At 69.7% G+C, this 13,586-nt stretch carries 12 protein-coding genes; 8 read left to right on the forward strand and 4 right to left on the reverse strand.

What is annotated here, in order from left to right; translation table 11 throughout:
• The first annotated feature begins 142 nt into the window (after positions 1-142).
• The 7 genes from OG738_RS16365 (at position 143) to OG738_RS16395 (ending at position 8,145) form a co-directional block, all read left to right on the forward strand.
• On the forward strand, positions 143-1,771 hold the full coding sequence (locus OG738_RS16365) for an ABC transporter substrate-binding protein (protein WP_329054881.1): 1,629 nt from the start codon (positions 143-145) through the stop codon (positions 1,769-1,771).
• An 18-nt stretch (positions 1,772-1,789) separates the two neighbouring features.
• The gene (locus OG738_RS16370; RefSeq protein ID WP_329054883.1) at positions 1,790-2,905 is read left to right on the forward strand and encodes an ABC transporter ATP-binding protein; all 1,116 of its coding nucleotides are present in this window, start codon (positions 1,790-1,792) and stop codon (positions 2,903-2,905) included.
• Positions 2,902-3,882 carry an ABC transporter permease gene (locus OG738_RS16375; protein ID WP_329054885.1) on the forward strand — a complete coding sequence of 327 codons (981 nt, stop codon included), beginning with the start codon at positions 2,902-2,904 and terminating at the stop codon, positions 3,880-3,882. Before OG738_RS16370 ends, OG738_RS16375 begins: the two co-directional genes overlap by 4 nt.
• 1 nt (position 3,883) lies before the next feature.
• Positions 3,884-4,876 (forward strand): ABC transporter permease, encoded by a 993-nt coding sequence (locus OG738_RS16380; protein ID WP_329054887.1) that lies wholly within the window; start codon positions 3,884-3,886, stop codon positions 4,874-4,876.
• Entirely contained in the window at positions 4,873-5,868 is a 996-nt protein-coding gene (locus tag OG738_RS16385) for an ABC transporter ATP-binding protein (protein ID WP_329054889.1), read from the forward strand. Before OG738_RS16380 ends, OG738_RS16385 begins: the two co-directional genes overlap by 4 nt.
• Positions 5,869-5,909: 41 nt before the next feature.
• Positions 5,910-7,313 (forward strand): GH1 family beta-glucosidase, encoded by a 1,404-nt coding sequence (locus OG738_RS16390; protein WP_329054891.1) that lies wholly within the window; start codon positions 5,910-5,912, stop codon positions 7,311-7,313.
• A 121-nt stretch (positions 7,314-7,434) separates the two neighbouring features.
• A complete protein-coding gene (locus tag OG738_RS16395; RefSeq protein ID WP_329054892.1) occupies positions 7,435-8,145 on the forward strand; it encodes a DUF2306 domain-containing protein in 711 nt (236 codons plus the stop codon).
• On the opposite strand, the gene OG738_RS16400 is transcribed toward OG738_RS16395, so the two are convergent.
• Positions 8,090-9,256, reverse strand: a complete 1,167-nt coding sequence (locus OG738_RS16400) for an acyl-CoA dehydrogenase family protein (RefSeq protein WP_329054895.1) — start codon at positions 9,254-9,256, stop codon at positions 8,090-8,092. The genes OG738_RS16395 and OG738_RS16400 overlap by 56 nt on opposite strands.
• The gene (locus tag OG738_RS16405; protein WP_329054896.1) at positions 9,253-11,595 is read right to left on the reverse strand and encodes a bifunctional salicylyl-CoA 5-hydroxylase/oxidoreductase; all 2,343 of its coding nucleotides are present in this window, start codon (positions 11,593-11,595) and stop codon (positions 9,253-9,255) included. The genes OG738_RS16400 and OG738_RS16405 overlap by 4 nt, the downstream gene beginning before the upstream one ends.
• Positions 11,596-11,662: 67 nt before the next feature.
• Between OG738_RS16405 and OG738_RS16410 the strand changes: the two genes are divergently transcribed.
• On the forward strand, positions 11,663-12,061 hold the full coding sequence (locus OG738_RS16410) for a RidA family protein (RefSeq protein ID WP_329054897.1): 399 nt from the start codon (positions 11,663-11,665) through the stop codon (positions 12,059-12,061).
• A 50-nt stretch (positions 12,062-12,111) separates the two neighbouring features.
• Here the strand turns inward: OG738_RS16410 and OG738_RS16415 are convergent, their stop codons facing one another.
• Positions 12,112-12,966, reverse strand: coding sequence for a PaaX family transcriptional regulator (locus OG738_RS16415; RefSeq protein ID WP_329054898.1), 855 nt, complete (start codon positions 12,964-12,966; stop codon positions 12,112-12,114).
• A 131-nt stretch (positions 12,967-13,097) separates the two neighbouring features.
• A complete protein-coding gene (locus tag OG738_RS16420) occupies positions 13,098-13,337 on the reverse strand; it encodes a helix-turn-helix transcriptional regulator (protein WP_329054900.1) in 240 nt (79 codons plus the stop codon).
• Positions 13,338-13,586: the final 249 nt, after the last annotated feature.

Raw genomic sequence — 13,586 nt, forward strand, 5'->3', positions numbered from 1 at the left:
CCGAGTCACCCGGGTTGACTTCGGGACGTCGTTCGGTCGCCGGCGGTCGGGGCTCGCTACCAGTCGACACCAAGCACGTCGTCGATGACTAGGAGGACCGATGCGAGTCAAGCGCTCCATCGTCGCAGCGCTAGTGGCAGTGATGGCGATCGGAGGCCTGACCGCGTGCGGGAGCAGCAGCTCCAACGCAGGTCAGAGCAACCCGAACGCCGTGCTCAACGTCGGCAAGCCGGACGGCCCGCAGTCGGAGAACAACAACCCGTTCCTCGAGACGTCCGCCCTGTCGAACATGGGCTACCGGTGGATGATCTACGAGCCCCTGGTCATGCTCAACCGCGTCAAGCCCCAGGACCCGGGCAAGCCGTGGCTCGCGACGAAGTGGGACTGGTCGGACAACTACAAGAAGCTGGTCCTGACCGTCCGTGACGGCGTCAAGTTCTCCGACAACCAGCCGATGACCGCCGAGGACGTCGCCTACACGTTCCAGCTGCTGCGTGACAACAAGGCGCTGAACGTCGACGCCGTGCCGTACAAGGACATCACCGCGGCCGGCAACCAGGTGACGCTGGGCTTCGACAGCTCCCAGTTCGTCAACCAGGTCAAGATCCTGCAGACGCTCGTCGTGCCGAAGCACGTCTGGCAGTCGGTCAAGGACCCGGCGCTCGACACCGTGAAGAACCCGATCGGCACCGGGCCGTACACGCTCAAGTCGTTCACGCCGCAGACGATGATCGTCACCCGGCGCGACACCGGCTACTGGCAGGAAGCGCCGAAGGTCAAGGAGATCCGCTACACCTCCTACACCGACAACAACGCGCAGGTCGCGGCGCTGGTCAGCGGGGCGTCGGAGTGGAGCTTCGTCTTCATCCCGAACTACAAGGCCGTCTACACCAACAAGGACCCGCAGCACTACAAGCTGTGGTTCCCGGCGCAGCTGGCCGTGCACGGCCTGTGGTTCAACACCGAGAAGGCCCCTTGGAACGACGCCAAGCTGCGTCAGGCGGTCAGCAAGGTGATCAACCGCGACGACATCTTCAACCAGGGCGAGGCCGGCTACTTCTACCCGAAGAACGACCAGGTCACCGGCATCCCGACGCCGGCGGGTGACCCGTTCATCGCGCCGCAGTACCAGGGTCAGACGGTCAAGGTCGACGTCCCGGGCGCGAAGTCGCTGCTGACCGGCGCGGGCTACAAGTTCAACGGCGACAAGCTGGCCGACCCGAGCGGCAAGCCGGTCACGCTGAAGCTCACCGTCCCGTCCGGCTGGTCGGACTACATCACCGACCTGGAGATCATCAAGGACAACCTGGCGCAGATCGGCATCACCGCCACGGTCGAGAAGATGAACCAGGACGCGTGGATCAAGTCGGTCGACACCGGTGACTTCGAGGGCCTGATGCACTGGACCAACGACGGTGCGACGCCGTACGACATGTACCGCGACGTCATGGACGGCAGCCGCTACAAGCCGACCGGCCAGGGTGGCATCAACGGCAACTACGGCCGCTTCAAGAACGACGAGGCGACCCAGGCGCTCGCGACCTACGCCAACGCCGAGGACGACGCCTCCCGCACCACCGCGATGGCGACGCTGCAGAAGATCATGATCGACCAGCAGCCGATGATCCCGACCTCGGCGGCCAACTCCGGCGGCGAGTACAGCACGAAGAACTGGGTCGGCTGGCCCGACGAGGCCAACCCGTACGGCCCGGCGCAGCCCACGCTGCGCAACGCGCTCGACATCGTCCTGCACCTGAAGCCCGCGGCCTGAGCAATGGCGGATTCAGTCATGACGGAACACGGGGACGGCCGCGGCGACGCGGCCGCCCCCGCCCCCTCCGACCCCATCGCCGTCGGGTCGGAGGGGGACCTCCCCGTGGTGCTCGAAGCGGCGGGGCTCACCAAGCACTTCCCGGTCCGGCGAAGCGGGCGTGCGGCGCTCACCGGCCCGCGGCGCGCGGTCCAGGCCGTCGACGACGTCAGCCTGACGCTGCGGCGGGGCCGGGTGACGGCGCTGGTCGGCGAGTCCGGCTCGGGCAAGTCGACGGTCGCCCGCCTGCTCGCGGGGCTCTACCCGCGCACCGGCGGCGACATCCGGTTGCACGGCGAGACCGTGAACGTCAAGCACGGCAAGGCGTTCCGCGCCTACGCCCGCCGGGTGCAGATGATCTTCCAGGACCCGTTCGCGTCGCTGAACCCGGTGCACACCGTGCGCTACCACCTGACGCGGGCGCTGAAGATCCACGGCCGCGCGGGCGACGATCTCGAGAAGTCGTTGCACGACCTGCTCCTGCGAGTCCAGATGACACCGCCGGAGCGGTACATCGACAAGTTCCCGCACGAGCTGTCCGGTGGGCAACGCCAGCGCGTCGCGATCGCGCGGGCGCTCGGCGCGGACCCGGAGGCGCTGCTGGCCGACGAGCCGGTGTCCATGTTGGACGTCTCCATCCGGCTCGGCGTGCTGAACCTGCTGCGGGACCTCAAGGAACGCCTGCACCTGGCGATCCTGTACATCACGCACGACATCGCGTCGGCGCGCTACTTCGCCGACGAGACGATGGTGATGTACGCGGGCCGGATGGTCGAAGGCGGCGACAGCGAGACCATCACGCAGAACCCGGCGCACCCGTACACCCGGCTGCTCATCGACTCCGCTCCCGACCCAGACCGGCTCCAGGCCGGGGCCGGGAGCGGCTCCACCGAACTCGCCCCGGGCGCGGTGCCCGCCGAGCGCGGGGCCGGCGAGCCGCCGAGCCTGATCGACCCGCCGTCCGGGTGCCGGTTCCACCCCCGGTGCCCGGTCGCGATGGAGCGGTGCAAGACCGAGCTGCCGCCGCGGTTCGAGGTCGACGACGCGCCCGGCCACTGGGCCGCGTGCTGGCTGTACGACGGGGCCGCCCGATGAGGTACCTGCTGCAACGGCTGGCCTTCTACGTCTTCACGGCCTGGGCCGCCGTCACCATCAACTTCTTCATCCCGCGGATGATCCCGGGCGACCCGGTGCAGTCGCTGATCGCGAAGAACCAGGGCATGATCAGCGCGGACGCGATCCAGTCGCTGTATGTCCTCTTCGGACTCGACAAGAACGAAAGCCTGATCTCCCAGTACTTCGACTACTGGGGTCAGCTCTTCCGCGGCGACCTCGGGATTTCGTTCACGTTCTTCCCGACACCGGTGTCCGACCTGCTTTCCGACAGTCTGCCGTGGACGATCATCCTCGTCGGCATCACCACGATCGTCGGCTTCGCGCTCGGCACCGGGCTCGGCGTGATCGCCGGCTGGAAGCGTGGCTCGTGGGTCGACGGCCTGCTGCCGGTGACGACGTTCCTCTCGTCGATCCCGTACTTCTGGCTCGGCCTGATCGCGCTGACGATCCTGGCCGGCCCGGGCAGTTTCTTCCCGTCGTCCGGTGGGTACGACCCGGGCGTGGTGCCCGGCTGGGACGGTGGGTTCATCGGCAGCGCGATCCAGCACAGCCTGCTGCCCGCGCTCACCATCCTGATCAGCTCGATGGGCAGCTGGATCCTGGGCATGCGCAACATGATGGTCACCGTCGCGTCGGAGGACTACGTCACCGTCGCGCACGCCAAGGGCCTGCCCGAGCGCCGGGTGATGGTCGGGTACGCCGCCCGCAACGCGCTGTTGCCCAGCGTGTCCGGCTTCGCGCTCGCCCTCGGGTTCATCGTCGGCGGCACGCTGCTGGTGGAGATCGTCTTCTCCTACCCGGGCGTCGGCTACCAGCTGTTCCAGGCGGTCGGCTCGCAGGACTACCCGCTGATGCAGGGGATCTTCCTGATCATCACGCTGTCGGTGCTGGTGGCGAACCTGTTCGCCGACGTCGCCTACCTCGCGCTCGACCCCCGCACCCGGAAGGAGGGCTGACATGGCCGTACCCGCGGCGGACGTCAAAGCCGCCCAGGCCCTCCCCGTCGACGCGATCGCCGGGCGCGCCAAGCGGCGCCGGTTCCGGTTCCTCACCGGCGGCAAGGCGGTCACCGGCCTGAGCGTGCTCGTGTTCTTCGTCGTGATCGCGGTCATCGGCGAGTGGATCGCGCCGTACGACCCGTCGGCGCGCAGCAACGACCTGCTGGAGGGGCCGTCGGGCCGGCACTGGTTCGGCACCACCCACCTCGGCCAGGACATCTTCAGCCAGGTGGTGGTCGGCACCCGCAGCGTCATGCTCGTCGGGCTGACCGCCGGGATCGTGGCGACGATCCTCGCCGTGCTCGTCGGCGTGACGTCCGGCTACCTCGGCGGCACGCCCGGTGAGGGGCTGTCCGCACTGTCCAATGTGTTCCTGGTGATCCCGGCGCTGCCGCTGATCATCATCATCGGCAGCGCGGTCCCCACCGGTGGCGACTACCTGGTGGCGGTGATCATCGGGTTCACGTCGTGGGCGTGGGGCGCGCGCGTTCTCAGAGCACAGACGCTTTCGTTGCGTGGCCGGGAATACGTCGAAGCGGCCCGGGCGACCGGCGAGTCGACGTGGCGGATCATCTTCTTCGAGATCCTGCCGAACCTGACCGCCGTGATCGCGTCCAGCTTCGTCGGCACGGTGATCTTCGCCGTGATGTCGGAGATCACGCTCGCGTTCGTCGGCGTCTCAGGACTGTCCAACTGGAACTGGGGCACGATCCTGTTCTGGGCGCAGAGCCAGCAGGCCCTCGCGCAGGGCGCGTGGTGGTGGTTCGTGCCGGCCGGGCTGGCGATCGCGATCCTCGGCACCGCGTTGTCCCTGCTCAACTTCGGCATCGACGAGTTCGTCAGCCCGCGGCTGCGCGGCAGCGGCAAGGCCCGCGTCAAGGGCGCCGACGGGCGGACGCATCGCATGCGCGTGGGCTTCACGCCCGTGCTCGGGCGGGAGGAACAGCCATGATGGACCCGGTCCTGGAGATCAAGGGCCTGGACGTCGACTACGGCGTCGGCGACGAGGCCGTGCGCGCGGTCCGGGACGTGCACCTGACGCTGCACCGCGGCGAGGTCCTCGGCCTGGCCGGGGAAAGCGGCAGCGGGAAGTCCACTTTGGCCTACGGGCTGACGCGGCTGCTCGCGCCACCGGGTGTGATCCGTGGCGGCCAGGTCATCTACCACCCGGCCGATGGCGAGCCCTACGACGTCCTGCAGCTGACGGACAAGCAGCTGCGCGACTTCCGGTGGGCGGAAACGTCCATTGTGTTCCAGGGCGCGATGAACTCCCTGAACCCGGTGCACAAGGTCGTCACGCAACTCGTCGACGTCATCAAGGCGCACGAGCCGCGGTCGACGAAGGCCGGCCGGCACGCGCGGGCGAAAGACCTGCTCAAGCTGGTCGGGATTTCGGCCGACCGGCTGGAGGCGTACCCGCACCAGCTGTCGGGCGGCATGCGCCAGCGCGTGATGATCGCGATGGCGCTCGCGCTCGAACCGCGGGTCGTCATCATGGACGAGCCGACCACCGCGCTCGACGTCGTGATGCAGCGGCAGATCCTGGGCCAGCTCGTGGAACTGCGCGAACGGCTGGGCTTCTCAGTCCTGTTCATCACGCACGACCTTTCGCTGCTGGTCGAGTTCTCGGACCGGATCGCGATCATGTACGGCGGCCGGATCGTCGAGCAGGCCCCGGCGTCGGCGCTCTACCGGGACGCGCTGCACCCGTACAGCTTCGGTCTGCTGAACTCGTTCCCCGCGCTGCGGGGTCCGCGCCGCGAGCTCAGCGGGATCCCGGGGTCACCGCCGGACACGCGCGGGATGCCGGCCGGCTGCGCGTTCCACCCGCGGTGCCCCAAGGCCTTCGAGCCGTGCGACTCGAAGGTGCCCGTGCTCGGCCTGCCCGGCGGGGACCCGTCGCGCGAAGTGGCGTGCTTCCTGCATCCGGTCGCCACCCCCTGAACGCCGTCTGTCCTATCCGGTCCACCTGGAGGAGACCCGCCTTGACCGAGACCACAGCCGCGACCGCCGAACAGCAGGCGCTGATCGACACGCTGCCGCCGGACTTCCGCTGGGGCGTGGCCACCGCCGCGTACCAGATCGAAGGCGCGGTCGCGGAAGACGGGCGTACTCCGTCCATTTGGGACACTTTCTGCCAGGTCCCGTGGGCGATCGACAACAATGACAACGGTGACATCGCCTGCGACCACTACCACCGGATGCCGGCGGACATCGAGCTGGTCGACGAGCTCGGCGCGGACACCTACCGGTTTTCCGTGGCGTGGCCGCGGGTTCAGCCGCGCGGGCGTGGCGGCGTCAACGAGGCGGGTCTCGGGTTCTACGACCGGCTGGTCGACGAGACGCTCGGCAAGGGCATCACGCCGTGGCTGACGCTGTACCACTGGGACCTGCCGCAGGAGCTGGAGGACGCGGGCGGCTGGCCGGCGCGCGACACGGCGTACCGGTTCGCCGACTACGCGATGCTGGTGTTCGACCGGCTCAAGGATCGAGTCCGCCACTGGACGACGTTGAACGAGCCGTGGTGCTCGGCGATGCACGGGTACGTCCACGGCGTGATGGCGCCGGGCCGCCGTGACTACACGGCCGGGCTGCACGCGGTGCACCACCTGCTGCTGGGTCACGGCCTCGCGACGCAGCGGATGCGCCAATCAGCACAGCTCCCCACCGAGTTCGGCATCACGCTCAACATGTGCACGGCCGACCCGGCGACGGATTCCCCGGAGGACGTCCGCGCGGCGCGGCAGGCGGACGCCCTCGGCGTCCGGATCTACCTGGACCCGCTGGTCCACGGCCGCTACCCGGCGGACGTGGTGGACGACCTGGCCGCGCGCGGCGTCAAGCTGCCGATCCAGGACGGCGACCTCGACGTGATCTCGACCCCGCTGGACTTCCTGGGCGTGAACTACTACTTCGGCCAGCAGTTCTCGGGCGTGGACGAGACGGGCCGCGCGGTGGACGACGACGGCGTCCCGGCGTCCCGCACGATCCCGTTCGGCGAGCCGACGACGGCGATGGGCTGGGAGATCCTGCCGGACAAGTTCACCGAGCTGCTGACCCGCCTCGGGCGTGACTACCCGGGCCTCCCGATGTACATCACGGAGAACGGCTCGGCGTTCGACGACGACCCGGACTCGTCCGGCTTCGTCCGCGACGAGCAGCGCACGGCGTACCTGGCTTCGCACATCGCGGCCGTGGCGGCGGCGCGCAATGCCGGGGCGGACGTCCGTGGGTACTTCGCATGGTCCCTTTTGGACAACTTCGAGTGGGCGTACGGGTACGCGAAGCGGTTCGGCTTGATTCGCGTGGACTACGAGACGCAGGAGCGGACGATCAAGCAGAGCGGCTACTTCTACCGCGACACGGTCCGGCGGGTCCGCGGCAGCTGACGATCACCCGGTCGGGGGTGGGGTACGCCCCACCCCCGCGGCGGTGGTGCGCACCATGGTCCGCCACCCCTGGACACCCCTAACGTCGGCGGGGACAGATCCCGAACGGCGGAGGGGAACCATGGCGGTCCGAACTGAGGTCAGGCCCGTACCTCGAACGGCGCAAAAGGCCTGGTGGCGGCGGCCGTGGATCGGGCCGCTGGCGCTCGTCGTGCTCGCCTTCCTCTCCTTCTCGCTGCCGCCCTACCTGGCGCTCGACCCGGCGCAGTCGCGGGTGCCGGCGCCCGCGGGGTTCCCGGCGCACTACTGGTTCCTGGTCGGGCACGTCGTCTTCGGCTCGGTCGCGATGATCGGCGCCGTGCTGCAGATCTGGCCGTGGCTGCGCCGGACGCACCCGGTGATCCACCGCTACGCCGGCCGCGCGTACGTCTTCGCCGGCGTGCTGCCGTCCGGGCTGATGGCCCTGACGATCGGGTCGCAGAGCCCGTTCGGTCCGGCGACCCGCGTCAGCGACGTGCTCGGCGCGGTGCTGTGGATCGGGTGCACCATCGCGGGCTGGCGGGCGGTGCGCGAGCGGCGCTTCGGCGACCACCGCAAGTGGATGATCCGCAGCGTCACGCTGACCTTCTCGATCATCGTCAACCGGGTGATCTCGCCGATCGCGATGATCGTGCTGGCCCCGCAGATCCCGACCACCTTCGGCGGCAGCGAACTCGCCTACGGCCAGAGCGTCGCGGCCATCTCCGCCTGGGGCGGTTTGGCGTTCGCGCTGATCGTCAGCCAGCTGTGCCTGGAGCGGCGGCCCGCGCGGAAGCCAGCCAGCGTGCGATGATCGTCCGCTGGATCTCCGACGCGCCTTCGTAGATGCGGGGCGCCCGGACTTCGCGGTAGAGGTGTTCGAGCAGGTGTCCGCGACGCAGGGCGCGGGCACCGTGCAGCTGCACGGCGGAGTCGACGACGAACTGGGCGGTTTCCGTGGCGAACAGCTTCGCCATCGCCGCGCGGCCGCCGAGGTTCTGCTCGCCCGCGTCGTACGCGCCCGCCGCCGCGTAGACCAGGAGCCGCGCGGCTTCCGTGCGCGTCGCCATCTCCGCCAGCGCGTGCGCCACCGCCTGCTGCTTGATCAGTGGGCCACCGAAGGCTTCCCGCTCGCCCGTGTAGTCCACAGTGGCCTCGAGCGCCGCCTGGGCCATCCCGACGGCGAACGCGCCGACGCTCGGGCGGAACAGGTCGAGCGTCCGCATCGCCACCGCGAAGCCACGGTTCTCCTCGCCGAGCAACTCCTCGCGCCGGACCTCGACGCCGTCGAACGTGACCGTGCCGATCGGGTGCGGGCTCACCAGGTCCAGGTGCTCGCCACCGAGCCCCGGCCGGTCAGCGGGGACGACGAACGCGCTGACTCCGCGTGAACCGGCCCCGGGAGTGGTCCGCGCGAAAACCGTGTAGAAGTCGGCCTCGGGGGCGTTCGAGATCCACATCTTCTCGCCCGTGAGGCGCCAGCCGTCGCCGTCGGGTTCCGCGGCCAGCGACAGCGCGGCCGCGTCGGAACCGGCGTCCGGCTCGGTCAGGGCGAACGCCGCCACCGCGTCCCCGGCCGCCACAGCGGGCAGCCACTTCGCGACCTGATCGTCCTGTCCGGACTGGAGGATCGGATAACTTCCCAGGCCCTGCAACGCCAACGCGGTCTCGGCCTCGGTGTTCACCGTGGCCAGGTTCTCCCGCAGGATGCACAGGTCGGTCGCGGCCGCCTGCCGTGACGGCTTGCCGGAAGCGACGCCGGGGAAGAGTCGCGCGAGCAGGCCGAGTGCGCCCATCTCCTTGAGCAGTGGGCGGTTGACCGCACCCTCCACTCCGGACTCGGCGAGCGGGCGCAGCTGCTCCGAACCCAGCCGCCGCACCTGCGCGGCGAATGCCTGCTGAGCAGGATCGAGGGCGAAAGTCATGACGAAGCTCCCGGTCGCCAGCGGGCATGGGCGGTCCCGGTCGGCCCCGACCGGACGAGGTCGAGCCGCGGTTCCGGGCCGTCGGTGCGGCCGGACTGCGGCTTCCGGCTGCCCGCGGCGAACGGCTTCGGCCACGGCATCGGGTAGCCCTGCTCGGCCGCCGCGTGTAGTGTCCACTGTGGATCGTAGAGGTGCGTTCGGCCCAGCGCGCAAAGGTCCGCGCGCCCGGCGAGGATGAGCGAGTTGACGTCGTCGTAGGACGAAATCGCGCCGACGGCGATCACCGCGATGCCGTACTCCTCGCCGATCTCGTTGCGGATCCGGTCCGCGTACGGCGTCTGGTAGCTGCGGCCGTACTGCGGCTTCTCGTCGCAGACGACCTGGCCGGTCGAGACGTCGATCCCGGCCGCGCCGTGGGACGCGAAGGCGCGGGCGATCTCGACCGCGTCGTCGGCGTCGATGCCGCCGTCCGCCCAGTCGGTCGCCGAGATCCGGACGGTCATCGGCCGCTCGGCGGGCCAAGCGGCTCGCACCGCGTCGAAGACTTCGAGTGGGAAACGCAGCCGGTTCTCCAGCGAGCCGCCGTAGTCGTCACTACGCTGGTTGGTGAGCGGAGAAAGGAACGACGACAGCAGATAGCCGTGCGCGCAATGCAGTTCGAGGACGTCGAACCCGGCGCGAGCGGCCGCCCGCGCACACTCGACGAACTCGTCGCGGATCGCGGCCATGTCCGATGTGGACAGTTCGCGCGGGACTTGGTTCCGGTTGGAGTAAGCCAACGCCGAAGGAGCGCAGACTTCCCAGTTTCCCGACGGGAGCGGCTCGTCGATGCCCTCCCACATGAGCTTCGTCGAGCCCTTGCGCCCCGAGTGTCCCAGTTGGACACCGATGCGCGCCGGAGTCTGCGCGTGGACGAAGTCGACGATCCGCTTCCACGCTGCTTCCTGTTCCGCGGTGTACAGACCACCGCAGCCGGGCGTGATCCGGCCTTCGGGGGAGACGCAGACCATCTCGGTCATCACCAGCCCGGCGCCGCCGAGGGCCTTGCTGCCCAGGTGGACCAGGTGGAAGTCGCCCGGCACACCGTCCACAGCGGAGTACATGTCCATCGGGGACACGACGATCCGGTTGGGCAGCTCCAGCTCGCCGAGCTTGAACGGCTGGAACATCGGCGGCCGCGACGTCGTCCCGAGTGACGTCGCGAACCAGTGGTCCAGCTCGGCCGCGAACTCCGGATCGCGCAGGCGGAGGTTGTCGTAGGTGACCCGGCGGCTGCGCGTGAGGATGTTGAACGCGAACTGCGGCGGTTCCTGGTGGGCGTACTGCGCGATGTTTTCGAACCACTCCAGGCTCGCCTGCGCGGCACGCTGCGTCGACTGGACGACCGGGCGCCGTTCCAGCTCGTACGCCTTGAGCGCCTCGGCGACGCCGTCGTTTTCGTGCAGGCACGCGGCCAGCGCGAGCGCGTCCTCCATCGCCAGCTTCGTGCCGGAGCCGATCGAAAAGTGCGCGGTGTGCGCGGCATCGCCGAGGAGGACGACGTTGTCGTGCACCCACGTCTCGCACCGGACGGTGCCGAACGTGACCCACTTCGAGTTGTTCACCATGATCCGGTGGTCGCCCAGGACGTCGGCGCACAGCTCGCGGATCAGCGCGATCGACTTCTCGTCGCTCTGACCGGGCGGCAGCGACGTCGCGGCGATCGGCCCGAACGTCCGCTGCCAGACGTCCTCCTGCACCTCGAGGATGAACGTGCTGCCGTCGCGGCCGTACGGGTAGCCGTGGATCTGCATGATCCCGGCCGGCGTCTCCAGGACGTAGAACTTGAACGCGTCGAACACCAGGTCCGTGCCGAGCCAGATGTAGCGGCACCGGCGGGTCTCGACGCTCGGCCGGAACGTCTCGGCGTGCTTCGCGCGCATCGCGGAGTTGACGCCGTCGGCCGCGATGACCAGGTCGTAGCCGGAGAGGTCCGCCGGGGCCTCTTCACGGAAGTGCAGGCCGACGCCGAGTTCGGCGCAGCGGCTCTGGAGGATGCCGAGCAGGCGCTTGCGGCTCATCGCCGCGAAGCCGTGGCCGCCGGAGGTGGTGACCGTGCCGCGGTAGTGGACGTCGATGTCGTCCCAGCGCGCGAACTCGGCGCGCATCGCTTCGTGCACCGCCGCGTCGGCGTGCTCGATGCCGCCGAGCGTCTCGTCGGAGAACACGACGCCGAAGCCGAACGTGTCGTCCGGCGCGTTGCGCTCCCAGACGGTGATTTCACGTCCGGGACCGAGTTGTTTCGCCAGCGCGGCGAAGTACAGACCCGCCGGGCCGCCACCGATGACCGCGATACGCACGCCGTCCAGGGTATGTCGTCAGCGGTACGACCGTCAATAAGGCGAAAGATGGCGTACGGTGTCCCGCATGGAACGCATCAACCCGCCGGAGCTGGGCAAGCCGTCCGGGTTCTCGCACGCGGTGGTGGCCGAGGGCCGCGTCGTCTTCCTCGCCGGGCAGACCGCGCTGGACGCGTCGAACGAGATCGTCGGCGACGGGGTCGTCGAGCAGTTCGAACGCGCGCTCGGCAATCTGCTGACGTCGCTGCGCGCGGCGGGCGGAACGCCGGAAGACCTGTGCAGCGTGACGATCTACATCGTCGACATGGCCGACTACCGGGCCCACGCGCGCGAGATCGGCCGGGTCTGGAAGCGGCTCGCGGGGACGGAGTACCCGGCGATGGCCGGCATCGGCGTCGACCGGCTCTGGGACGACGAGGCCCTCGTCGAGGTGCAGGGCTTCGCCGTCGTCCCCGCTCGTGAGTGAGAAACAGTGTGCTAACCCTGTTTCTCACTCACGACCACTTGCGCCGGGACTCAGCCGAAGCTGATCGACTTCGCGACGAACGCGCGGGCCGGGCCCTCCAGCCGCGCGTGCAGTTCGAAGAACACCTCGGCCGCGCGGATGCCCGACCAGTCGCCGGGCAGGAACTCCGCGGGCAGGCCGGGGTCGAGGTAGGGCATCCGCCGCCAGCCGGTCAGCACGCGGACGTAGTCGGCGAAGGCCTCTTCGTCGGCGACGGACTTGCGGCGCTGCCAGCGGCGCAAAGCGGGGCCGTGCTCGTCGAGGAACGTCGTGTACAGCTCGTCGAGCCGGTCGAGGTCCCACCAGTCGCGGACTTTCGCGCGGACGTCGCCGAAGGCCAGGTGGTCGGCGCGGAACAGGTCGGCGTACCCGGCCAGGCCGAGCCGGGTGAGCGCCTCGGCGGTCGTCGCGTGCAGGTGCGCCGGCGCGATCCAGACGCCGGACGCGGCGGTGCCGAACCCCATCCGGGCGAGCTGGGTGCGCAGCAGGTGACGCTTGTGCCGCTCGGTCTCCGGCACCGAAAACACCGCGAGCAGCCAGCCGTCCGCCGCCGTCGCGCGCCCGCGGCGGAAGATCCGCTCGTCACCCTCGCGCAGGATCTCGCGCGCGTCGTCGGACAGCTCGTACCCCGCCGTCGCGCCACGGCGCACCGCTTCGAGGATCCCGCGCCGCTTCAGCCGCGAGATCGACGAGCGCACCGCGGGCTCGTCGACGCCGACGGCGGCCAGCAGGTCGATCAGCGAGGCGACCGAGAGCCAGCCGCCTTCGGTGCGCGAGTAGAGGCCGTACACCGTCACGATGAGCTGGCGAGGCTGGGCCGCACGGCCGGAGCCGTCCAGTTCGGTTGCCTCGGGTACGGCCGTCATCGGGCCACAATAACGAACCCTGGCGCACCTGGGGATACGCGTTGGGCAGCAGTTCGAGATCGGCGTGGCCCATCGACCGCTTGACGGCCACCACGTCCGCCGCGCCGTCGATGGCCCGTGTGGCGTAGCCGCTACGGCTTGGCGAGCTCGCGCCGACCCTCGTCGGTAAGTACGTAGTAGCGGTGGGTCTTGTCGGGTTCGTCCCACCCGCCCGTGAGCCAGCCGCGTTGCTCGAGCGTGTCCAGCATCGGGTAGAGCCGCCTGCTGTGCACCTGCGCAGCGCGGCGCAGGTCCTCGGGATAGAAGCGGGCCTCGGCAGCCCCTTTGAGCAGTACCGTCACCAGCCTGCGCATTTCCCGGGTCGACCGCATGGCTCGATCCTAGCTCTCGTCGTCCCGCGCGGGCGGTCCCAGCGACCAGCGGAACAGGCTCGATCGGTAGCCGGCGCCGGGATGGGTCGGGCCGGTCGGCTGCGGCGGGGGGTGGCTTCCCGCCGAGCCGCCGAAGGCCACGTTGCCTGCCTGGCCACCGGCGAGGCAGCTGCGGCGGTCGCGTCGGCGAGATCTCGGCCTCTTCGGCATTGGCGTCTCCTACCGCTTCGGCGGTTTCGGCTGGATGGG

This window comes from Amycolatopsis sp. NBC_01488, from assembly GCF_036227105.1.
Classification (GTDB): domain Bacteria; phylum Actinomycetota; class Actinomycetes; order Mycobacteriales; family Pseudonocardiaceae; genus Amycolatopsis.